Origin of the sequence: Marinobacter sp. (genome assembly GCF_035268745.1) — a bacterium.
Taxonomy (GTDB): domain Bacteria; phylum Pseudomonadota; class Gammaproteobacteria; order Pseudomonadales; family Oleiphilaceae; genus Marinobacter.
Map to the genome: position 1 here is coordinate 28,168 of NZ_DATFKH010000119.1, position 23,325 is coordinate 51,492.

Consider the following 23,325-nt stretch of genomic DNA (forward strand, 5'->3'; position numbering starts at 1 on the left):
GTAATTGGTCAGATGACACAGTCAGTGACCCTGGGTTTTCTCGGTGATCGAGCGGTGAAAATTTTCAACGAACTGCTCAAGCTCGGCCGGTTTCAGAGGCTTGCTGAAAAAATACCCCTGGGCCAGCTGGCAGCCACGTTGGGCCAGATAAAACTCCTGTTCAGCGGTTTCCACACCCTCGGCCAACACCGTCAGATTAAGGCTCTTGCCCAGATCGATAATGATGTTGGCAATGCGGGTGTCGTCTTCGTTGGTCAACAGGTCCCGGATGAACTGCTTATCAATTTTCAGATGCTGGACCGGCATTCGCTTGAGGTAGGTCAGTGACGAATAACCGGTACCGAAATCGTCCACAGCAATGTTGATGCCTGCGGCATGGAGGCGTTTCAGCTTTTCGATCGCCTCCTCGATGTTGGTCATGAAACTGGTCTCGGTGACTTCCAGCTCCAGCCTGCCGGCCGGAATCCGGTGTCGGTGCAGGGTGCTCAGAATATCATCGACAATGCTTTCCTGCCTGATCTGCACGGCAGACAGGTTGACCGCGATCCGCAGCGGCATACCTTCACTGGCCCAGAGTGCCGCCTGGGCACAGGCCTGATTCAGCACCCACTGGCCGATCTCGACGATGCGGCCGTTGGTTTCTGCCATGGGGATAAATTCATCCGGCGGCACCAGCCCGCGCTGTGGATGGTTCCAGCGGATCAGCGCCTCAGCGCCGACGATACGGTGGGTCGAGAGATTTACCTGGGGTTGGTAGACCAGATAGAACTGGTTCCCGGCAAGGGCCTGCGCCAGGTCTTTTTCCAGGTGTTTGCGTTCCCGGATCTGCCGGTCCACGCTGGCGACAAAGAACTGGAAATAGTTGCTGCCGGCGCCTTTTGCCAATGCCATGGTCTGTTCGGCGCTCTGCAGCAGACGGTCCGCTTTCTTTGCGTCTCCGGGGTAAAGTGCGATGCCGAGGGTGACGGTCAGCACAATAGTCTGGTGCGCAAATACCATGGGCTCGCTCATGCAGCCGAGAATGCGGTCGCCGGTGTCAGCGGCCTGGTAACCGTCCCGCAGGTCCTTCTCGACTATCACAAACTGATCACTGCCCAGGCGTGCAAAAGTAAAGCGATTGCCGCTGAGGTTCGTGGTCAGGCGGTCAGCCACGGTTTGCAGGATAAGGTCGCCGGTCCGGAAGCCACATTGCTCGTTGATTGACTTGAAATCGTCGATACCGCAGCAGATCAGTGACAGCATGGAGCCTGCTTTCTGCGCTTCCTCAATGTCGGTCTGGAGCAGTTCCATAAAGGTATCGCGGCTGGGCAGCCCGGTCAGTTGGTCATAGCGCGACAGGCGGTTAACACGGTCTTCAGCCTCGCGATGGCGGGCCTGACTGTCAGCGATCGCCACCAGAAGATTGTTGGTGGCATTGACCCACAGACCCAGCTCGTCGTGGCTGTGGCCGGCGGGAAGTTCGATCAGATTGTCGTCAGGCCGTTCGGGATCGACCTGTTTCACCGATTGCACAATGCGCAGAAGCGGGCGGGTCAGTAACAGGTAGAACACAACAAACAGCACCATGCCCAGAATGAGGGCCGAGGCAACGCCGGAGGCAAAGGAGATCGCTGCACGTTCCAGCCAGGTGGCTGCAATCGGACCGGTGTCATAACGAACCCAGAGAAAACCGTAGACACTGTCCGGGTCGGATGTGCGGGTCAGCTCGGTACTGTAATAGCGCTCGGCACCGAAAATGGCATCGGTAATGGGGCGGAAAAAAATGCTTTGCAGAGGCCGGGCCCGTTCACCCAGCGGTTCGCCATCAGGATGGGTTATGCGAGCCTCATGAATGCCTTCCTGGGCAAACAACCCGTCAACAACCTGCTGGGCAAGAGCATTGTCGATACTGAATACCGCCTGAGTGGCAGCATCCTTCACCAGGGCCAGGGTCTGGTGAGCCTGAGTGTCAAGCAGATCCGATACCCGCCGTGCATCCAGAACCACCTGCACCGAACTCATCAGCACACCACTTATCAGGGCAACAGCCAGCACCCAGCGAAGAACGCGATAGCCCAGACGGTGCTCTAGCTCTAGAGAGTTCTGCATGGATGCCCGTTTCGATCCTTGTCCGGAGCCAGAGGGTTTGAATCCCTGTTGCCAAGTATGGATGAGTTTTTCATATCTGTGTCAGGGAATCGCCCGGCGATTCCGACAATTCAGCTTTCCGGTGTGTTATCCGGTAGATTTGTTATACCGCAAATACAAAAACGCCCGCAAACATGCGGGCGTTTTCTGTGAAAGAAATTGCGGAAATGGAGCTTTCCCGGCCATCAGCCGAGATTTTCGTTCACGAAATCCCAGTTGACCAGTTTCCAGAAGGCCTCAAGGTAGTTCGGACGGCTGTTCCGGTAATCGATATAGTAGGCATGCTCCCACACATCGACGGTCAGGACCGGCTTGTCGGCACCTGTCAGAGGCGTTTCGGCGTTGCTGGTGTTGACGATAGCCACGCTGCCGTCAGCTTTCTTGACCAGCCAGGTCCAGCCAGAGCCAAAGTTGCCGGCGGCTTTTTCATTGAACTCCTTCTTGAAGTCATCAAAAGAACCGAAGGCCTCTTCGATGGCCTCTTTTGCCGCACCGGTTGGCTCGCCGCCGCCCTCAGGGCTGAGGCAATGCCAGTAAAAGGTGTGGTTCCAGACCTGCGCCGCATTGTTGAACAGCGGCCCGCTGGCGCTCTTGATGATGTCTTCGAGCTCCTTGTTGGCGTTATCTGTGCCCTCGATCAGTCCATTCAGCTTGGTGACATAGGTGTTGTGATGCTTGCCGTAATGATACTCAAGGGTTTCTTCGGAAATGTGCGGTTCCAGTGCATTCTTCTCGTAGGGTAATGCGGGAAGTTCAAATGCCATGAGGTTGGTCTCCCTGTCTCGTGGTTTTATATGAATGACGCTGTTTCACTATAGGGCTGACATTCTTTATATCAACCCTTGGAGGTCAAAGAAGCGGTGAATTCGGGACTGCCGGGAAGAAACTGCGTGCAGTTCCGGACCCGCCAGACCAGCTCTTTATAGCTGTCGGCAAGAATATTGACATGCCCCAGCTTTCGCCCCGGGCGCTCGCCTTTGTTGTAAAGATGCAGGCGCGCGTAAGGCAGCTCCAGGATACGCCGTATATCGCCATGTTCGCCGATAATGTTGACCATACAGCTTACCTCGCGCGGCTCGACACTGCCCAGAGGGTGCCCGCTGACCGCACGGATGTGGTTTTCGAACTGGCTGGTCATCGCCCCTTCGATCGTCCAGTGGCCGGAGTTGTGCACACGGGGTGCCATTTCATTGGCCACCAGGCCGTCAGCGGTTTCAAACAGCTCAAGAGTCAATACGCCGATATAGTCGAGTTCGTTCATCAGCGCCTTGATATAGCGTCTGGCGTCGTCTTCGACATGCCTTTCCAGACCGGGTGCTGGTGCCACCGAATACCGGAGAATACCCTGATGATGGATGTTTTCCGCCATGGGATAAAACGCCAGTTCGCCGGATTCGGAGCGCACCGCGATAATTGAAATCTCGCGACGGAATTCAACGAACTTTTCCACAATCAGGCGGGGGTGGTTGATGCTGTTCCAGGCCTCGGCGGCCTCTTCGGGTGACTGCAAGACTGCCTGGCCCTTACCGTCGTACCCCTCGGTATTGGTTTTTGCCACCACCGGGCAGCCCAGGGCTTCGGCCGCGGCCTGAAGTGATTCTGCGCTGTCGGCAATTTTCCATTCCGGGGTCGGAATGCCAAGCTCACCAAACAGTGATTTTTCGGCTTCGCGATTCTGGCAGATCTGCAGTGCGCGGGGTGAGGGGTGAACGGGTTTGCTGGCGGCTATTTTTTCAGCAATGTCCAGCGGGAGATGTTCAAACTCATAGGTGACGCGGTCGACCCGGGAAATGAAATCGTCCAGATACTGGCCGTCCCGGTCGATCATTACTTCGCCAAGACCTGCACTGGGGCTGCCGGACATGTCATAGAAGACAAAGGTTTTGGCCAGTGGGTAACCCGCCAGAGCCAGCATTCGACCAAGTTGGCCGGCACCGAGTACACCAATTCTCATGATTCATCTCCTGCCATTCTTCAGGCAACTGTCAAACTTCGGTGTTAGTCGCAGGTAGGGGCGGGCTTTCCAAAACACGCTCCTTACGGCACCCCTGTGGGGTCCGGCCCGCAATCACAGCTTGCGGTCGCTCGGCTATCGCATGAAGCTCTGCTTCATAAGCGCTCTGCCAAGCCCATGTGACGCTTGGACTCCGCCATCCATGGCTCCGTACAGTTTTGGAAAGCCCGCCCCTACCTGCTCCGCAGACGTTGGCGTTGGCTTCATTGATCACTGGGATCAGGATTATCCAGAATCGTCTGTGTCTGTGTTGCCCGGAAGTCGTCAACGGCTTTGCGGACATCGTCCCTGAAAGTTCCGATGATTTGCGCGGCCAGCAGGCCTGCGTTGGTCGCGCCGGCTTTGCCGATGGCCAGAGTGCCTACGGCAATGCCGCCGGGCATCTGGGCAATAGAAAGCAGTGAGTCAAGACCGTTCAGTGCTTTTGACTGCACCGGAACACCAAGCACCGGCAGCGATGTCTGGGAGGCAACCATGCCGGGCAGGTGCGCTGCACCACCAGCACCCGCGATAATCACCTTCAGGCCGCGGTCAGATGCCGTCTTGGCGTAGTCGAAGAGTAAATCCGGAGTCCGGTGGGCAGAAACCACTTTCTTCTCATACGGTACTCCCAGCTTTTCCAGCATGACAGCAGCATTTTCCATGGTGGGCCAGTCCGACTTTGAGCCCATGATGAGTCCTACAAGCGGCTGCATATGCAACAGTCCTGATCTGTTGAAAAGCCCACCATTGTATGTGGCGGTATCGAGCCATGCAAACGGCCTGTGACGCCGGTCAATGGTCCTTATTGATTTGAAGCAACTGATCAACCGGGTATTATCACTCCCTGGGACTACTTACCACCACAGACCGGAGCTGTAATGGAGCCTATTCGACCCGACGACGACGAACTGCGCGCGACCCGAGGCGGTAACACCGGGAAACCGAGGGAGAAAACGCCCGACAAAGCCGCCGAAGCTCCTGCACGGGGAGGTTCCGGAAATGGCGGCAAAGGTGGAGCTGGCGGCAATGGTGGTAACGGTGGGAGAAAATCTTCAGGTCCGTGGTTACTGTTTGCGCTGCTGCTTGTCGCAGGCGCGGGGGCCCTGGGCTGGTATCAGCAGAACGACCGTATCGAGCAAATGGAAAGTCTGCTGGAGGAAGCGGATTACTGGGCACGCCAGAGTAAACTCACACTGGCCCGTGTTGAAGGTGAGCTGACAGATACCGGTGAGGACCTGCAGGAAGCCGGGCAGTCGATCGAACAGCGGCTCGATGCCCAGAACAAGCGCCTGGATAATGCCGACAGCGAGATCCGCAAACTCTGGGGTGTGGCGAATGACCGTAACAAGGCCCGCCTGAATGATCATGAGGAACGCCTCAACACGCTTGTCCAGCGTATCGAGGACGCCGATTCCCGCAGGCAGGCGCTTGCTGCAAGCCTGGATGAACTGCAGCAAACATTTGAGTCCGGGCTGAGCGATCTTGAATCGTCCCTTGAGCAGAAACTGGCAGCCCAGGAAGAACGCCTGGCGGGCCAGCAGTCAACACTGGCCAAACACCAGTCAACACTGGAGACCCAGCAGTCAACACTGGAAAAAATGCAGGCATCGCTGGCCTCGGTCGACGACCGGGTCGAAAACCGGCTGAAGCGTTTTGAGCGCGAGCAGAACCTGACGATGGATGGTCTGGAGGGACGCATTTCGGCGCTGGAAAAAACCACCGAGGCGCTCTCCGGGGGAGAACTCAGGGCAATTCGCGCGGAGCTGGCGACGCTGAAACAGACAGTTTCATCAATTGACGCCTCCCGCGCCCAGCTTACCTCGAGACTGGTGCGGCTATCCGAGGAAGTGGGTCAGCTGAGATCGCAGTCGGGGGCGCAGTAAGCAATGGCTAACAGGGATCTGATAGAGTCGGTGAAACAGCAAAGCCGGCGCCGTTTAAAGGCCTTGATAAAGCGAATGGACGAGCTCAACCGTTCGCTGGCAGAGCGTGCGCTACCGGACAGCCGCAAACGCAGGGTCAGTGAACTGTCGCTTGAGGACAAGGCTCTGAAGGCAGGCCAGAAAACTGTCAGGGAAAGGACACCTGAATCCTGAAAAGCATTTGACACTGGCGGGTAAACGCTTAAAATGCGGCCCTCATGAGCTTGAGATGGCGCTGCCGTTTCTGGCTTGTGTGCTGCGAAAGTGGGCGGTTAGCTCAGCTGGGAGAGCATCGCCCTTACAAGGCGAGGGTCACTGGTTCGATCCCAGTACCGCCCACCACTTTTCAGCATTGCCGGATAACCCCATCCGGTGCAGATTGCGGCAATCCCAATGCCCTGATCGATGTGGAGCGGTAGTTCAGCTGGTTAGAATACCGGCCTGTCACGCCGGGGGTCGCGGGTTCGAGTCCCGTCCGCTCCGCCATTTTATCTGGTTTCCGCTATTTCCAGCGTTCGTCATCCTGCTGACACACTTGTCGTGAATACTGTTCAGGAATTCATGAACAGGAGACAGTCATGTCTGATTATCAGGAAGATCTGATCGCCAGTCAGCTTGAAGATTTTGATGACGACATCGGCCAGGACGATGCAACGGAGTTATAGGTCAGACAATTCCCTTGTCGCGCTGCTCCGTCAGGTAGCGTTTCCGGTGTTCTGCCGGACTTGTGCCGAACCAGCGCTTCCAGGCTTTGTGAAAGGCCGCCGGGTTGGCAAAACCCAGAAGCCAGGCAACCTCTGAAATCGACGTTCTGGTCTCGCGGATATATTGACTGGCCAGTTCCTGGCGGGTCTCATCAAGCAGTTCCCGGAATCCTGTCCCTTCGGCTCTGAGCTGACGCTGCAGTGTCCAGGTTGCCATGCCCAGTTGCCCGGCAATGGTTCCCAGATCGGGCGCATCGCCCTGCAGCAATGGCGCCAACCGGTCCTTGACGCGGTCGCCCATGGTCCAGCTGGAGCGGAGTCTGAGCAGCTGTCGCTCGCACTGTCGGGCCAGCATATCGAACATTCCCGGCTGCGCCTGCAACGACGGGCAATCCCTGACTGCTGGCAAGAGCTGAACTGAATTGCCATTTGCACCGAAGCGGACCGGGCAGCCGAACCAGGCCTCGAATTCCGCGTCCAGTCCCCGCGAGGGGTACTCGATATTCACCTGTTCCAGAACCTCCCCTCGCCCGGACACAGTGCGCAGAAACTGGGTCCAGGCGGCCAGTACCGAATCCACCACGAAATAGTTGAAGACGTTGTAGGGCCTGATCGAATAGAAGTTTGCGCTCAGGCCGTGGTCAGATATCCACGGGATGCCCCGGCTGTTATGGCTGGTAAGCCCGCCAAATTTTATCAGGGTATTGAGTGCCTCACCGGCAGAGGGCGCGGACTGGGCGGCAAGCCCGGCCATCCCCGCGTCCACTGGCCGGGAAAGCTGCCCCATGGTCAGACCCAGGGCCGGGTTTCCGGATAGCCGGATGGCTGCCTCGCCAAGGCGCATGAACCGGGGGATGCTGATTCTGGCATCCGGCGTCGCCAGTGACTGTCGGTTAAGGCCAAAACGTTCCAGCAGTGGTTCTGGATTCCGGCCTTCTTCGGCCATGGCCCGGGCCAGCACCGAAGCGTAAAGAACGCTCAGCTCGCCCAGGGAATTGGTGAGTCTGGGAGTCGGTTTCATCGGTCAATATTGTCAGACAAGTTAGCTCAAGACAATTATCTGTCGTTTCGGGATATTGGCGGGTGTCTGTCGGGCAGATAACTTGAGCAGCAACCCAAAGCCTTACCGCAGTCACTGATACTCAGGAGCAACCATGACCGCATCGGCACCTGGCGCAAGCCGCTATCCCCATCTGCTCGAACCCCTGGACCTGGGCTTTGTGCAGTTGCGCAACCGGGCCCTGATGGGGTCCATGCACACCGGTCTGGAAGAGGCAGGAAACGGATTTGAACGGCTGGCCAGATTCTATGCCGATCGTGCCAGGGGCGGCGTTGGCCTGATCGTTACCGGCGGTATAGCTCCCAACGAAGAAGGTGCCGTGTTCCAGCATGCGGCCAAAATGACGACCCCTGAGGAAGCGGAAAAACACAGGGTGATTACCCGGGCGGTGCACGAGGCAGGCGGCAGAATCTGTATGCAGATTCTGCATGCGGGTCGATACGCTTACCATTCCGCACTGGTCGCACCTTCGGCAATCCAGGCACCCATTAACCCGCTCAAGCCGGCAGCGCTGGATGAAGCCGGCATTGAAAAACAGATCAGTGATTATGTGAACTGCGCGGAGCTGGCCCGGCAGGCGGGTTATGATGGCGTTGAAATCATGGGTTCTGAAGGCTATTTCATTAACCAGTTTATTGTGAAGCACACCAACGACCGCACGGACCGTTGGGGCGGAAGCTATGAAAACCGGATTCGCCTGGCAACGGAAATTGTCCGCCGGGTCCGGGCACGGGTCGGTGCCCATTTTATTCTGATCTACCGCCTGTCAATGCTTGACCTGATTGAGGACGGCAGCACCTGGGACGAAGTGGTGCAGCTGGCCAAAGCAATCGAGCGAGCGGGCGCGACCATTATCAACACCGGAATCGGCTGGCACGAGGCCCGTGTACCGACCATTGCAACCTCGGTACCCCGGGGTGCCTTTACCAGGGTTACCGGGCGGCTGAAGGATGAGGTCAGCATCCCCCTGGTCACCACCAACCGGATCAACATGCCGGACGTTGCCGAAAGGATTCTGGCTGAGGGCGATGCGGATATGGTGTCCATGGCGCGGCCGTTTCTGGCGGATGCCGAGCTGGTCAGAAAAGCGATGGAAGACAGGGCCCGGGAAATCAATACCTGTATCGGCTGCAACCAGGCCTGCCTTGACCACACCTTTGCCGGCAAGCTCACCTCCTGCCTGGTGAATCCGCGGGCCTGTCATGAAACCGAGCTCAATTATGTCCGGACCGCGGCGCCGGAAAACATTGCCGTTGTTGGCGCGGGCCCGGCCGGTCTGGCGTTTGCAACCGTTGCGGCGGAGCGTGGCCATCACGTCACCCTGTTTGATGATGGCAGGGAAATCGGCGGGCAGTTCAACCTGGCCAAACTGATTCCGGGTAAGGAAGAGTTTTACGAAACCCTGCGTTATTACCGGGTAATGTTGGCCAGGTACGGTGTCGATGTACGTCTGAACAACCGGGTGACAGCGCAGGACCTGAAGGCCGGCAGCTATGACCGCGTCGTGCTGGCAACCGGCGTAAAGCCAAGAACACCGGACATTGAGGGCATTGATCATCCAAAAGTGATTAGTTATCTGGACGCCCTGCTTGAACGTAAACCGGTGGGGCAGAAAGTGGCTGTTATCGGTGCCGGCGGGATCGGTTTTGATGTCTCCGAGTACATTGTTCACAAGGGCACCTCGGCCGCGCTCGACCCGGAGCATTTCATGCGGGAGTGGGGCGTGGACCTTACGGTGCAGCATCGCGGCGGTATCAAGGGCATGACACCGGAACTGCCTGAGCCGGCACGCGAGGTGTATCTGCTCCAGCGCAGAACCTCGAAAGTGGGCAAGAATCTTGGCAAGACCACGGGCTGGATTCACCGGACCTCTCTCAAGCACCGCCAGGTGCAGATGGTGCCCGGCGTCAGCTACCGCAGGATTGATGACCAGGGCCTGCACGTGACCATCACCCCCAAAGACGCCGCTCAGGGCGAAGACCGGATATTGGCGGTAGACACAGTGATTATCTGTGCCGGTCAGGATCCGCTTCGCGAACTGCAGCAGGAGCTTGAAAGCGCAGGGGTCAGGGTTCACCTGATCGGCGGCGCCGATGTTGCCGCGGAACTGGACGCCAAACGCGCAATTGACCAGGGCAGCCGACTGGCGGCAGAAATATGACGCGCCGGCTGATAAAAATACCGGGGCCGATCACAAATTGGCGCCAATTCACTGTGTTAGCCGGTTGTTGACCGGCTAGACTGTTATCCGCGTATTATGTAGTCGTTTTCTGGTTAGCGGGAGTGTGCAATGGCGTCTGCCGAAATGGTAGGTGACAATTATTCGGCCGTCTTTTTTATGGACGGCAGCGACGTGTCCCGACAGATGCGGTTTTCAGAATTCGAGACGTTTCTGGATGGCTACGTAGGCCTGTCTGACCTGGCAGATACTGATGTAAAAGCCGTTTTTGCGGTGGTAAGTCCTGAACTCGAGATCCGCTCGCTGGTGTTTTTCCGCATTTATTTTGATGATGAAGGCCAGGCAGACGTCTACTGGAACATGCCCATTGAGCAACTCGCAATGAAGGGCGCCAAGGGCCCGGACCTTGGCGGTGGGCCGATCAGGCTGGTCTGCCGCAGCCAATGCCCTGAGTCCGCGAATGCGGATGCACTCTGGGACCCGAACATGGCCCCGGGCCACAATCATTTCCAGTCCATCCGTCGTGCGGTGGAGGCCAACGGTCTCAAGTTCCGTAAGGCTGATCCGCCCTCGGAAGAAAACATCCCGGTTCTTGCTGCCGACCCGGCGGATGTCGCCACCGATCGCGCCCGCCTCGCCCAGTTGATCCGTGAACAGCGGCTACGCATCAAAACCCTTCAGAGCGTTCATCGGGATGCGCTATCAGAGCTGCAGCGGGAAAACCGCCATGAGCTCCAGGCCCTGCGTAATGAAATGGCGGAACTGCAGCAGCGTTATGAGCGCCAGAAGCTCAGTAACGAGCAACTCATGATCCGCCTGGCCGAGCGTAACGAACAGTACCTGGAAATGCAGGAACAGATCAACGCGGAAGCGACCAGCAACAGCAGGGAAGGTGCGGCATCAGACGCCGAGGCTGTGCTGCTGAAGGAACAGCTGGAGCGGCGTCAGCGCGAGCTGGAACTGCGCGACGAGAAAATCGTGGCGCTGGAGCAGGAAAATTACGATTTGCGCCACCAGACGCCGCCGGAGAATTCGGTGATGGAGCATCTGCAGCATCAATCAGTGTTTCTGGTGGCCTATCATCCGGGTATCGGGCACGTTACCCTTCCCTACAGTGATATTGAATCCTATTTCCGGAATCCGGTGGCCTATGCCGCCGGTCGGTGCGGAATGAACGAGCCAGCCTATCGGGAGTGGCTGGAACACCATGAGCACCCGGTGTGCCAGCATGAAAGTGATAGCGGTGCGAAGTGCGAGGAGCCGGTGATGCGGGTCAGCCAGCCGTCAGAATTCCGCCCCGGCGTGGACGACCGCTGTGAACACCATCAACTGGTCGAGTCCCATAGCTGACAACCGTCCCCAGGCAGAGACCCACAGGAAGTTTCATGGAACAGTTCAGGAACATCGGCATTATTGGCCGCATGGGCAGTGCGCAAGTAATCGAGACCCTGTGGCAGCTTAAACAGTACCTGCTCAACAATAATTATCAGGTGATCATCGAGGATGACACTTCTACCATGCTGCCCGGCCACGGTCTTCAGGTTGCCAGCAAGAAACTGCTGGGTGAGATCTGTGATCTGGTTATTGTGGTGGGCGGTGACGGCAGCCTGCTGGGCGCTTCCCGTGAGCTGGCCAAGTCCAAGATTCCCCTGTTGGGCGTGAACCGGGGCAGACTCGGGTTTCTGACGGATATTTCGCCGTCGGATCTTGAGGAACGCCTTGCCAGGGTACTTCAGGGCGAATACATCGAGGAATCCCGCTTTCTGCTGGACGGCCATGTTGAACGTAACGGCCAGCCACTGGGGTTCGGAACGGCCCTCAACGACGTGGTGCTGCACCCCGGTAAATCCACCCGGATGATCGGCTTTGATCTCTATATTGATGGTCACTTTGTCTACAGCCAGCGTTCTGACGGCCTGATCGTGTCAACTCCGACCGGCTCCACAGCCTACTCCCTCTCTGCTGGCGGACCTATCATGCATCCCAAACTGGATGCGGTGGTACTGGTTCCGATGTGTCCCCACACTTTAAGCAGCCGGCCAATCGTGGTTGACGGTAAAAGCGAGATCAAGCTGGTCGTCGGGGAAACCAACAAGACCTACCCCCAGATCAGTTTTGATGGCCAGATGAACTTTGCCTGCGCCCCCGGAGATATTATCAGGATAACCAAGAAACCATTTAAAATCAGACTTATACATCCGGCCGATCATAATTTTTACGCCACTTGTCGGGATAAGCTGGGTTGGGCCAGCGAAATCGCAGAGAGTTGAACATGGCACGACATCAGACCGGCGCGAGCCGCGGCTACGACATAATTGGCGACATCCACGGCTGTGCCAACACCCTGGTACGGTTACTCGACCAGATGGGTTACCGTAAACGCAACGGGATTTACCAGCACGATACCCGCCAGGCCATCTTTATCGGTGATATTATTGACCGTGGCCCGCGTATCCGGGAGTCCCTGCATCTGGTACGGGACATGGTAGAGCACGGTGCGGCGCGAATAGTCATGGGCAATCACGAGTACAACGCGCTTGGCTACTGCACCCGTGCCCGGCCCGGCAGTGGGAAGAAATGGTTGCGGGAACACAACCCCCGCCACGACCGGCTGATCCGCGAGACCATGGCGGAGTTTGAACATTACCCCCATGAATGGAACGATTTCCTCGAGTGGTTCTACACCATTCCCCTGTTTATCGACGAGCCGGATTTCCGCGCGGTCCATGCCTGCTGGGACAACAGTCTGATCGAAAAATTCAAGGCCCGGCAGGGTGGGGCGTGCATTGATGATGATTTCCTGCACGCCTCGGCTGCCATTGAATCGTTTGCCGGCCAGGTGATGGACACGCTTCTGCGCGGCACCGACCTGCGCCTGCCCCAGGGTGTCAAAATTACCGGCCGGGACGGCTATGTGCGTGAATTCTTTCGTACCAAGTTCTGGTGCGATCATCCGGAAACCTACGCCGACGTCGTGTTCCAGCCTGACCCACTGCCGGAGCATGTGGCCGATCGCGAGCTGACGGAACATGAGCTCGGGCAGCTTTGCAGCTATCCGGCGGCTGCACCGCCGGTTTTCGTCGGGCATTACTGGATGGAAGGTGAGCCTGCGCCGCTGAAGCATAATGTCGCCTGTATCGACTACAGCGCAGTCAAGTACGGCAAGCTGGTGGCCTATCGCCTGGATGGCGAGCAACACCTGTCCCGGGACAAGTTTGTCTGGGTGGATGTGGAGCGGCTGGAACAATCCGACTACCCGGTCAGTGAAGACAGCATAGCGAGGTGAGATTTGTACCGTGTTAAGCAGGTTGAAGCCGGCACCGACCTCGCCGGGTTCAGTCGGTGGCTGAAAGAGCAGAATGTGCGGCACCGCATCACTGAAGAGGATGGCGGTCAGGTACTCTGGCTGGAAAATCCCGATCATGCCGAGCCCGTATTGCAGGCCCTGGATCGCTTTCTGAGTGAGCCAGAGCTGCGGGCGCAGGTCAACGAGCTTGTCGACTCACCGGTATTCGTCAGCGGCCGCTGGCAGCCGCAGCCCCGTCATGCGCCTTTGGTGTTGACGCTGATCATTATTGCCGCCTTTGTGGCATGGTTTACGGGGTTTGGCCAGAATACCCTGTCCACCTATCTGACCATGACCGATCCCCGGGTTCATGACTTCGGCACCTTCGCCGCGCGGGTTCAGGCACTGCTTGCCACCCTTGGCAATGGCGAAATCTGGCGTTTGTTGTCGCCGGATTTCCTGCATTTCAGCTGGATGCATATCATCTTCAATTCGGTCATGCTCTGGTTTCTGGGCAGCCAGATTGAATGGTTTGATGGTCGTCAGCGGCTGCTGGTCCTGTTTATCGTGGTCAGCGTACTGTCTAACGGATTCCAGTACCTGATGTCCGGGCCGCTGTTCGGCGGCTTGTCCGGAGTGGTTTACGGTATTCTCGGCTATTGCTGGCTAAGTCAGCGATGGCGGCCCAGGTTCCAGTTTCCGCCTGCGCTGATCACTTTTGCGGTGGCGTGGATGGCGCTGGGTTATACGCCGTTATCGGAGATCCTGGGTCTGGGTCGTATGGCCAACGAGGCGCACCTGGGTGGATTCCTGGCAGGGCTGGCACTTGCCCTGATTCTGCCGGTACCAAAAAAAGCCCCACCAAAAGGTGGGGCATGAAGGAGCGTGTAAGCTCTGATGAGAGAGACCAAATGGGCTTTCCTCATTCGGTAATGGAATGATAATAATTTGCATTTGTGTTCGTCAACAGTTTTCTGGATTTTTTTAATCCCTTTGTGAACGGGAGAGCGGAATGACCTACGAAGAGCTGATTCAACGGCTGGATCCTTCGGTCTATCAGAACCTGAAGCAGTCTCTGGCGCTTGGCAAATGGCCGGATGGCCGCAAGCTGACCCCGGAACAGCGCAGCATCTGCATGGAGGCCATTATCTATTACGAGGAGCACCACCAGGTGCCGGAGCACCAGCGGGTGGGTTACCTGGACCGGGGGAAAAAAGCCGGAACCAGCTGTGACCCGCGCGGATCCGGGGCATCGAACGGAAGCGCAGGCGACCCCTCTCAGTACGTCGAGGTAAAATCTTGACCGCAGTGGTTGATGTCAGCGGCCGGCTCAGGAAAATGCCGGCTGAGGCAGATAGCCCGGTGAGCTATAGTCTGCTACTGGGCGAAACCCGGTTGCCGCTGAATGAGTTTCTGGGTTATCCGTTACGGCTGGATTTTGACGGCGTGATCCGCTGCATAAACTGTGATCGCAAAACCGGAAAAAGCTTCAGTCAGGGGTTCTGTTTTCCGTGCTTTAAAAAGCTGGCGGCCTGCGATACCTGTATCATGAGCCCGGAAAAGTGCCACTATTATCAGGGCACCTGCCGCGAGCCGGAGTGGGGCGAAACTCACTGCATGATCGAACACCTGGTCTACCTGGCCAACTCCTCCGGCCTGAAAGTCGGAATTACCCGGGGCACCCAGGTCCCGACCCGCTGGATTGATCAGGGCGCGGTGGGGGCAATCCCGATGATTCGTGTAGCGACCCGCCAGCTTGCCGGGTTTGTTGAGGTGGCGTGCAAAAAGCATGTGGCGGACCGCACCAACTGGCGCACCATGCTGAAGGGGGAAGTGCCGCAAGTGGATCTGGCGGAAGAGCGTGAGCGCCTGCTGGAACTGATCCGGGATGAGCTCGCAGCGCTGCGGTCAGAACACGGCGACGAGGCCATTCGACCGGTCCGCGAAGACGTGCTGGCGCTGGACTATCCGGTGGAGGTCTGGCCGGACAAGGTGAAAACACACAATCTGGACAAGGCGTTGATGGCCGAGGGTGTGCTTCAGGGCATCAAGGGGCAGTATCTGATCCTCGATACCGGCGTCATCAACATCCGGAAATACACCGGTTATGAAGTCCGCTTCCGGGTGTTTCCGCACTAACGAATTTCAGGCAAGGGCAAATCAAGCTATGCGTACCAGTCAGCCGCAAACCATCTATCTGAAAGACTACAAGGTTCCCGCTTTCGTTGTGGATCATGTGGATCTGCGATTTGAACTGTTCGAAGACGGCGCGCGGGTGCACAGCCTGCTGTCGGTGCGCCGCAACCCGGAAAGCGAGACTGCCGACCGCAACCTGGAACTGGATGGCGACAGCCTGACCCTGGAATCGATACAGCTTGACGGCAAAACCCTGGCGCCGGGCGACTACGACATCCGCGGCGAAAAACTGGTGGTGTCAGCCGTCCCCGATAGCTTCGAACTGGCGGTGGTCACCTGGCTTGAACCCCATAAAAACACCCGGCTGGAAGGGCTTTATAAATCCTCCGGGATGTTCTGCACCCAGTGTGAAGCCCAGGGCTTCCGCTGCATTACCTATTTCCCGGACCGTCCCGATGTTATGGCGCGCTTCCGCACCCGCGTTGAAGCCGACAAAACCGCCTGTCCGGTGCTGCTTTCCAACGGCAACGACGTGGAAAAGGGCGATCTGGAGAACGGTCGCCATTTTGTGACCTGGGAAGACCCCTTTCCCAAGCCCTGCTACCTGTTCGCGCTGGTGGCCGGTGACCTGGCTGAAAAACGGGATTCCTTCCGCACCATGTCCGGCCGCGACATTGACCTGCGAATGTATATCGAGCCGCGCAACGCCGAAAAATGTGACCACGCCCTGGACTCACTCAAGCGCGCCATGCGCTGGGACGAAGAGGTTTATGGCCGTGAGTACGATCTGGATATCTTCATGATTGTGGCGGTAGACGACTTCAACATGGGTGCCATGGAAAACAAGGGCCTGAATATCTTCAATTCGTCCTGTGTGCTGGCCAGCCAGGAAACCGCCACCGATATGGCGTTCCTGCGGATTGAATCCATCGTTGCCCATGAATATTTTCACAACTGGTCGGGTAACCGGGTGACCTGCCGTGACTGGTTCCAGTTAAGCCTTAAAGAGGGCTTCACTGTATTCCGGGATTCCCAGTTCTCTTCCGATATGGGCTCGCCGACGGTCAAACGTATTGAAGATGCGTCCATGCTGCGCACTGCGCAGTTTGCCGAGGATGCGGGCCCCATGGCACATCCGGTGCGGCCGGAATCCTATATGGAGATCACCAACTTCTACACCCTGACCGTCTATGAAAAAGGCTGTGAGGTCGTGGGAATGATCCGGACCCTGCTGGGCGAAGCAATGTTCCGCAAGGGCAGCGATCTGTACTTCGAGCGCCATGACGGCCAGGCGGTTACCACTGACGACTTCGTCCGGGCGATGGAAGATGTCAGTGGCCGTGATCTTGCACAGTTCCGGCTCTGGTACGAACAGGCGGGTACGCCGGAGCTGACCATAGCGGACCATTTTGATCAGGACAGCGGCGTCTACCGGTTGTCGGTCGCCCAATCCATTCCGGACACCCCCGGCCAGACCAACAAAAAGCCCCAGCACATCCCCTTCGCCCTGGGGCTGCTGGGATCCGATGGCGAGCCTCTGCCACTGCGCATGTCCGCGGACGAGCAGGATGCGCCGACGGAACGGGTTCTTGAACTGACCAGGTCAGAGCATTCCTTTGAATTCCACGGCCTCGCGGAGCGCCCGGTACCTTCACTGCTGCGGCACTTCTCCGCGCCGGTCCGGGTGTACTATCCCTGGACCCGGGAACAGCTGACCTTCCTGATGAGTCACGACGTTGACGGTTTTAACCGCTGGGATGCAGGCCAGCGGCTGGCGGTCGATGTTATCAGCGCGCTGGTCACCAAGGGCGAGCGGGAGCCGGTAGACCCCGGACTCATTAAAGCCTACCGCGGCCTTCTGGCCGATGACTCGATTGACCAGGCCCTGGTCGCCAAGATGTTGCAGTTGCCATCAGAGGCCTATCTGATCGAGTTGTCCGACAAGCCCGAGGTTCAGGTCATCCACCGTGCCCGCGAGCGGGTGCTGGGTTGTCTGGTCAGAGAGCTCAGGGATGATCTGCTGGCCTGCTATCATCGCAATACCCTTGCCGGCGACTATCAGGTGACGCCGGAAGCCGTCGCCCGCCGCAGTTTGCGCAATACTGCGCTGGCCTGGCTGCTGCATGTGGATGATGACGAGGCCCGCTCGCTTGCGCTGGCCCAGTACGCAGATGCGGACAATATGACGGATCGGCTCGGGGCGCTGCGATCCCTGGTGGGTTCCGGCTTCGGCGACGATCGTGAAGCCATGCTGGCTGACTTTTACCAGCGTTTCAGACAGGATCCACAGGTTGTTGAGCAATGGTTCTCGGTTCAGGCGGCAGGTAGCCGTACAGGCAGCCTGTCCCAGATCAGGGAGTTGATGCAGCACCCGGCCTTCGACTGGAAGAACCCAAACAAGATACGCTCGGTGATCGGGGCGTTTGCCGGCCAGAACCTGCCAGCGTTTCACGCCGAGGATGGCTCTGGCTACCGGTTTCTGGCCGACCAGGTGTGCCGTCTGGATGACCTCAATCCACAGATTGCGGCCCGGCTGGTGTCCCCGCTTACCCGCTGGCGGAAATTTGCGCCAGTGCATGGCGAGCAGATGCAAGCGGCGCTGGAAACGGTACGGGACAAGCAGGGGTTATCCAGGGATGTCTACGAGGTGGTGCACAAGAGCCTGGCGGGTAAGTGATGGCCAGGGGGCCACAGGATGGCGCACAATCGCAGGTCTGGGCAATGGACAACACCGGCAATTGGTCTAACCTGTTGCCATTGGGTCGTGCAGTTCCGTAAATCAGGATTTCATAACAAGAAAAGCTTTCCTGAAGGCTTTCAGAGATCGTTAAGGTTCCCTGATGAATAATAAAAAAAATGTGCTTCTGGGTAGCCTGCTCGCCTTTTCGGTGTCTGTGTCTGGCTCACCTGCCATGGCGGCTGTCTCCTCCAGCGAGGCAGCAAGGCTGGGCCAGGATCTGACGCCTTTCGGCTCAGTCAGGGCCGGTAATGCGGCGGGAACCATTCCTCCCTGGACTGGCGGTCTGACACCGGAAGACGCCCCTGCCGGTTACCGGGGCAGTGGTCAGCATCACCTCAATCCGTTCCCGGAGGACCAGGTGCTTGTTACCATCACTGCCAGCAATGCCGGGCAGTACGATGAATTTCTGACCGACGGCCTGCGGGCGATGCTGGCTGCCTACCCGGCAACCTTTCGTATTCCCGTCTACCAGAGCCGCCGGACCCATGCGGTGCCGGAACGGGTTGAGGACAATACCCGAGCCAACGCGACAAGCGCGGTCATCGTGGGTGAGGGCGCAGGTATTGATGGCGCCTTCGGGGGCTATCCTTTCCCGATTCTCCACGGCAATAACGAAGAAAAAGCCTGGCAGGTTATCTGGAATCACCTGGTTCGCTGGCGCGGTGTGTCTGTCGCCCGTCGATCCAGTGATGTTGCGGTGCAGACGGATGGCGACTATTCGCTGACAACCTCCCGGCAGGAAGCCTTTTTCAATTTCTATAATCCCGCCGGCAGTGAAGCGACACTGGATAACGTGATTTTCTACTACCTGTCGTTTACCGAGTCCCCACCGCGACTTGCCGGTGGTGCGATTCTGGTCCATGAAACCCTGAACCAGATCATCAATCCCCGTAACGGCTGGGCTTACAACGCCGGCCAGCGTCGTGTGCGGCGGGCGCCCGACCTGGGTTACGACGCCCCGGTTGCAGCGGCAGACAATCTGCGTACCGCTGACGACACCGACATTTTCAACGGTGCTCTTGATCGTTACAACTGGGAATATCAGGGCATGCGCGAAATTTATGTACCTTACAACAATTACCTGCTGAGCCAGGCGGGTACGCCCCATTCCGAAATCCTCGGTGTTGCTCACCTCAATCCGGACCTTACCCGCTGGGAACTTCACCGTGTGCACGTTGTTGAAGCTACCCTGAAAGAGGGTGAACGCCATATCTACGCCAGGCGTCGGTTCTATGTGGACGCAGATAGCTGGAATACCCTGCTGCTGGACCAGTATGATGGTCGCGGTGAGCTCTGGCGTGTCACCTTCGGCATGGCCAAGAACTATTATGAACTTCCCGGCGTCTGGACTGCACTGGATGTTTATCATGACCTTCAGGCGCGTCGTTACCATGTTGTTGGTCTGGATACCGAAGAGCCGACGACCCGGGAGTTCACTGACGAAGTACCGAACCTGCGTTACTATTCTCCGTCGTCCCTTCGTCGCATGAGCGTTCGCTAGGGGCCGGGTAACACTGTTCAACACAACACAATAGGCAAGCTGAATGGCTAAAAGGTTGATGTGCAACACCCTGGGAGCGGCCTGCATTGGCCTGTCAATGGCAATCGCTGCCCCCGCCGTGTTTGCAATGGCAGATATTCTCGAAATTCCGGCCAGGCCCACCGACCTTGCGCCGGTAAATCTCCTTAACGACGCTGATCGCGCAGGGGACAGGATTGTCGCAGCGGGAGAGCGGGGTCACATCATTTTTTCCGACAATGGCGGAGATTCCTGGACCCAGGCCGAGGTGCCGGTATCTGTGACCCTGACCGGTGTCGATTTCGGGACCGGGACCCACGGCTGGGCCGTCGGTCACAGCGGCGTGGTCCTGCACTCGGAAGACGCAGGTGCAACCTGGAAGCTGCAACTGACCGGTATCCGTGCTGCCGAACTGGCGATTGAAACCCGCAAGGAGCAGATTGAAGCCATGGAGGCCCGCATTGAGGAGGCTCCCGAGGAAGAAATCGAAGACCTGGAATGGGAACTTGAAGACCTGATTTTTTCCCTCGAGAACATGCAGGCCGATCTTGAGATTGGTCCGGTGAACCCGTTTCTGGATGTATGGTTTGAAAATGAAAGCCACGGTTTTGTGGTGGGCGCCTATGGCATGATCCTGCGCACGACCGATGGCGGTCAAAGCTGGGAGGACAAGGGTCCACAAATTGATAACCCGCGGAGCTTCCATCTGAACAGTATCACCCGGATCGCCGGTGAAGCACTGATCATTGTCGGTGAAGCGGGGCAGATTTTTGTGTCTGAAGACAACGGAGATACCTGGGAGAGGCGGGAAAGCCCCTATGAAGGCTCCCTGTTTGGTGCCCTGGGTACCGGCAATGAGGACGAAGTTCTGGTTTTCGGGCTTCGTGGCAATACCCTGAAGTCGACCGATCTGGGCGAAACCTGGGAGATTGTGCCTAACGAGGGTGGAGCCACCCTGAATGATGGCGCAGTTGGCGATGACGGGCGCATTATCCTGGTTGGCAACAGTGGTGCGGTGCTGAGCAGCACCGATGGTGGCGAAACCTTCCGGCCCTACTTCCGGGACGACCGGGAAGGGGTTATGGACGTGGTGCCACTATCAGGCACTGAACTCATGATTATTGGCGAAGGCGGCGTGAAGTTCACTGACGCCCTTGGCAAGAATTTACAATAACGCCCTGATGCGGCACCAACAGAACGAATTTTAGAGGGGCTTTTTAATGTCGGACCCGAATCATGACAAGGGCGAACATTACATCACCACGCCAAAAGCAGAGCCGCTCCTGGAACGGCTGATCTTCAACAATCGGGCCATCATCCTGCTTGTTTTCTTTTTCCTGACGCTGTTTCTGGGCTATAACGCCATCAAGATCGAGCCGGATGCGAGTTTTGAGCGGATGATTCCGCTTGAACACCCGTATATCGTGAACATGCTCGAGCACCGGGACGACCTTGAAAACCTCGGCAACTTTGTGCGGATCGCGGTAGAAGTCGAGGAAGGCGATATCTTCACCCGGGAATACATGGAGACGCTCAAGCAGATCACCGACGAGGTTTTCTACCTCGACGGTGTTGATCGTTCGGGCCTCAAGTCCCTCTGGACATCCAACGTCCGCTGGGTAGAGGTGACAGAGCAGGGTTTCCAGGGTGGAACGGTCATTCCGGACAACTACGACGGCTCGCCCGAGAGCCTGGAAGCACTCCGTCAGAACGTGTTGCGTTCCAATGAAGTAGGGCGGCTGGTCTCTGATAATTTCAAGTCCACGATCGTTTACGCCCCGCTCTACGAGAAAAATCCGGAAACGGGTGAGCCACTGGATTACGCCGATTTTTCCCGTCAGCTTGAAAAGAAGATCCGTCAGAAGTACGAGGCGCAGAATCCGGAAATCGACATTCACATTGTCGGCTTTGCCAAGAAGGTTGGCGACCTGATTGAGGGTATCGGATCGATTGCCTACTTTGCCGGCATTACGATCCTGCTCACCACTTTGCTGTTGTTCTGGTACTCCCGTTGTATCGCCGGAACTCTGGTGCCCGTGTTCACCTCCATTGTTGCTGTTTTCTGGCAGCTCGGTGTCCTGAAGCTGCTGGGCTATGGTCTTGATCCGTATTCGGTCCTTGTGCCCTTCCTGGTGTTTGCCATTGGTATCAGTCATGGCGTCCAGCTGGTCAATGCCATGGCCGTTGAGGCGGCCAAAGGGTTTGATCCGAATACAGCGGCCCGCCTGGCGTTCCGCGCGCTTTACATTCCGGGCATGCTGGCGCTGATTTCTGACGCCTTCGGCTTCCTGACACTGTTGTTTATTGAAATCGATGTCATCCGGGATCTGGCGGTCGCCGCCGGTCTTGGTGTCGCCATCGTGATCGTTACCAACCTGGTCCTTCATCCACTGATCATGTCCTACATCGGCATTACCAGGGGCGGGATACGTAATGTCCAGAAGCGTGGTGAACAGCAGGATCGGAAATGGAAGCTTATGTCCAACTTTGCGAATCCGCGGGTTGCCCCGATTTCTCTGCTGATCGCCGCTATCGGTCTCGGTGTGGGCCTGTATTACAAGCAGGGGCTCAAGGTTGGCGACCTGGACGAGGGTGCACCGGAGCTGCGGGCCGACTCCCGCTATAATCTGGACAACAAGTTCATCATTGATAACTACTCCACCAGTGCGGACGTGTTGGTGGTGATGGTCAAAACCGAAGAGGAGCAGTGTACCCAGTACAACGTTCTTCGCGCCATGGATACCCTGCAGTGGGAATTGCAGAATACTCCGGGTGTTCAGTCATCGGCATCGCTGGCGGATGTGTCCAAGATGGTGACCAAGGCACTGAACGAGGGTAACTGGAAGTGGTACGAGATTTCCCGCAACCAGACCATCATCAATGCCTCTATCCGTGAAGCTCCGGCTGGCCTGATCAACACTAACTGCGACCTGACGCCGGTCCTCGTGTTCCTTGAGGACCACAAAGCGGAAACCCTGGAAACAGTGACCGAGCGTGTTGAGGAATTTGCCAGCAACAACAACACGGATGAGTATACTTTTCTGCTGGCAGCAGGTAACGCCGGTGTTGAGGCCGCGACCAATGACGTGATTTCCGGCGCCAAGAACATGATGCTGCTTTTCGTTTACGGTGTGGTTGCGACCCTGTGCCTGCTTACCTTCCGGTCAGTCCGGGCGGTGCTGTGTATTCTCATCCCACTGGGGCTGACGTCGGTTCTGGCGGAAGCAATCATGGCCGTGTCGGGCATTGGCATCAAGGTTGCCACCCTCCCGGTTATTGCCCTGGGTGTGGGTATAGGTGTCGACTACGGCATCTACATCTATACCAAGCTCGAGAAATTCCTGCTGGAGGGCGAAACGCTTCAGGACGCCTATTTCGAGACTCTGCGTTCGACCGGTAAAGCCGTGATCTTTACCGGTGTCACCCTGGGTCTGGGTGTTGTTACCTGGATTTTCTCGCCTATCAAGTTCCAGGCCGACATGGGCTTCCTGCTGTTCTTCATGTTTATCTGGAACATGGTCGGTTCAATCTGGCTGTTGCCGGCGCTTGCGCGCTTCCTGCTGCGGCCTGACCACATGGTCGCCAGGGCCGGTGGCAGGAAATAGCTGGCCAGAGCCTGATCCGGAAAAGCCCGCATTGCGGGCTTTTTTTGTTTG

18 protein-coding genes and 2 tRNA genes are annotated in these 23,325 nt (G+C 57.4%); 15 read left to right on the forward strand and 5 right to left on the reverse strand.

Annotated features, from left to right (window positions below; genetic code table 11):
* Positions 1-21: 21 nt before the first annotated feature.
* From VJ956_RS09115 to purE, 4 genes are all read right to left on the reverse strand, one after another.
* Entirely contained in the window at positions 22-2,088 is a 2,067-nt protein-coding gene (locus VJ956_RS09115; protein ID WP_324084016.1) for a putative bifunctional diguanylate cyclase/phosphodiesterase, read from the reverse strand.
* 224 nt (positions 2,089-2,312) lie between these two features.
* A complete protein-coding gene (locus VJ956_RS09120) occupies positions 2,313-2,891 on the reverse strand; it encodes a superoxide dismutase (protein ID WP_324084018.1) in 579 nt (192 codons plus the stop codon).
* Between the two features lie 71 nt (positions 2,892-2,962).
* Entirely contained in the window at positions 2,963-4,081 is a 1,119-nt protein-coding gene (locus VJ956_RS09125) for a 5-(carboxyamino)imidazole ribonucleotide synthase (protein ID WP_324084020.1), read from the reverse strand.
* Positions 4,082-4,344: 263 nt separating this feature from the next.
* A complete protein-coding gene (gene purE / locus VJ956_RS09130) occupies positions 4,345-4,836 on the reverse strand; it encodes a 5-(carboxyamino)imidazole ribonucleotide mutase (protein ID WP_324084023.1) in 492 nt (163 codons plus the stop codon).
* Positions 4,837-5,001: 165 nt separating this feature from the next.
* Here purE and VJ956_RS09135 point away from each other — a divergent pair, with 165 nt between their 5' ends.
* The 4 genes from VJ956_RS09135 (at position 5,002) to VJ956_RS09150 (ending at position 6,531) form a co-directional block, all read left to right on the forward strand.
* The gene (locus VJ956_RS09135) at positions 5,002-6,006 is read left to right on the forward strand and encodes a hypothetical protein (protein ID WP_324084025.1); all 1,005 of its coding nucleotides are present in this window, start codon (positions 5,002-5,004) and stop codon (positions 6,004-6,006) included.
* A 75-nt stretch (positions 6,007-6,081) separates the two neighbouring features.
* Positions 6,082-6,219 carry a hypothetical protein gene (locus tag VJ956_RS09140; RefSeq protein WP_324084027.1) on the forward strand — a complete coding sequence of 46 codons (138 nt, stop codon included), beginning with the start codon at positions 6,082-6,084 and terminating at the stop codon, positions 6,217-6,219.
* 92 nt (positions 6,220-6,311) lie between these two features.
* Positions 6,312-6,387, forward strand: a tRNA-Val gene (locus tag VJ956_RS09145).
* 67 nt (positions 6,388-6,454) lie between these two features.
* Positions 6,455-6,531: transfer RNA gene (locus tag VJ956_RS09150), tRNA-Asp, on the forward strand.
* A gap of 180 nt (positions 6,532-6,711) precedes the next feature.
* Here VJ956_RS09150 and VJ956_RS09155 read toward each other — a convergent pair.
* On the reverse strand, positions 6,712-7,770 hold the full coding sequence (locus tag VJ956_RS09155; protein WP_324084029.1) for an AraC family transcriptional regulator: 1,059 nt from the start codon (positions 7,768-7,770) through the stop codon (positions 6,712-6,714).
* Positions 7,771-7,903: 133 nt separating this feature from the next.
* Here VJ956_RS09155 and VJ956_RS09160 point away from each other — a divergent pair, with 133 nt between their 5' ends.
* The 11 genes from VJ956_RS09160 (at position 7,904) to VJ956_RS09210 (ending at position 23,274) form a co-directional block, all read left to right on the forward strand.
* The gene (locus VJ956_RS09160; RefSeq protein ID WP_324084031.1) at positions 7,904-9,970 is read left to right on the forward strand and encodes an NADPH-dependent 2,4-dienoyl-CoA reductase; all 2,067 of its coding nucleotides are present in this window, start codon (positions 7,904-7,906) and stop codon (positions 9,968-9,970) included.
* 129 nt (positions 9,971-10,099) lie between these two features.
* On the forward strand, positions 10,100-11,338 hold the full coding sequence (locus tag VJ956_RS09165) for a DNA repair protein (protein WP_324084033.1): 1,239 nt from the start codon (positions 10,100-10,102) through the stop codon (positions 11,336-11,338).
* A gap of 35 nt (positions 11,339-11,373) precedes the next feature.
* Complete coding sequence (locus tag VJ956_RS09170; RefSeq protein ID WP_324084035.1) at positions 11,374-12,258, forward strand: NAD(+) kinase; 885 nt, start codon at positions 11,374-11,376, stop codon at positions 12,256-12,258.
* Positions 12,259-12,260: 2 nt separating this feature from the next.
* Positions 12,261-13,274, forward strand: coding sequence for a metallophosphoesterase (locus tag VJ956_RS09175; RefSeq protein ID WP_324084037.1), 1,014 nt, complete (start codon positions 12,261-12,263; stop codon positions 13,272-13,274).
* Positions 13,275-13,277: 3 nt separating this feature from the next.
* Entirely contained in the window at positions 13,278-14,153 is an 876-nt protein-coding gene (locus VJ956_RS09180; protein WP_324084039.1) for a rhomboid family intramembrane serine protease, read from the forward strand.
* A 133-nt stretch (positions 14,154-14,286) separates the two neighbouring features.
* Positions 14,287-14,577, forward strand: a complete 291-nt coding sequence (locus tag VJ956_RS09185; RefSeq protein WP_324084041.1) for a YeaC family protein — start codon at positions 14,287-14,289, stop codon at positions 14,575-14,577.
* Between the two features lie 35 nt (positions 14,578-14,612).
* Positions 14,613-15,413, forward strand: a complete 801-nt coding sequence (locus VJ956_RS09190) for a DUF2797 domain-containing protein (RefSeq protein ID WP_414674415.1) — start codon at positions 14,613-14,615, stop codon at positions 15,411-15,413.
* Positions 15,414-15,441: 28 nt separating this feature from the next.
* Positions 15,442-18,087 (forward strand): aminopeptidase N, encoded by a 2,646-nt coding sequence (pepN, locus tag VJ956_RS09195; RefSeq protein ID WP_324084044.1) that lies wholly within the window; start codon positions 15,442-15,444, stop codon positions 18,085-18,087.
* Between the two features lie 163 nt (positions 18,088-18,250).
* Positions 18,251-19,651 carry a DUF1329 domain-containing protein gene (locus tag VJ956_RS09200; protein ID WP_324084045.1) on the forward strand — a complete coding sequence of 467 codons (1,401 nt, stop codon included), beginning with the start codon at positions 18,251-18,253 and terminating at the stop codon, positions 19,649-19,651.
* 43 nt (positions 19,652-19,694) lie between these two features.
* Positions 19,695-20,843 (forward strand): WD40/YVTN/BNR-like repeat-containing protein, encoded by a 1,149-nt coding sequence (locus tag VJ956_RS09205; RefSeq protein ID WP_324084047.1) that lies wholly within the window; start codon positions 19,695-19,697, stop codon positions 20,841-20,843.
* A 46-nt stretch (positions 20,844-20,889) separates the two neighbouring features.
* Positions 20,890-23,274 (forward strand): efflux RND transporter permease subunit, encoded by a 2,385-nt coding sequence (locus VJ956_RS09210; RefSeq protein ID WP_324084049.1) that lies wholly within the window; start codon positions 20,890-20,892, stop codon positions 23,272-23,274.
* Positions 23,275-23,325: the final 51 nt, after the last annotated feature.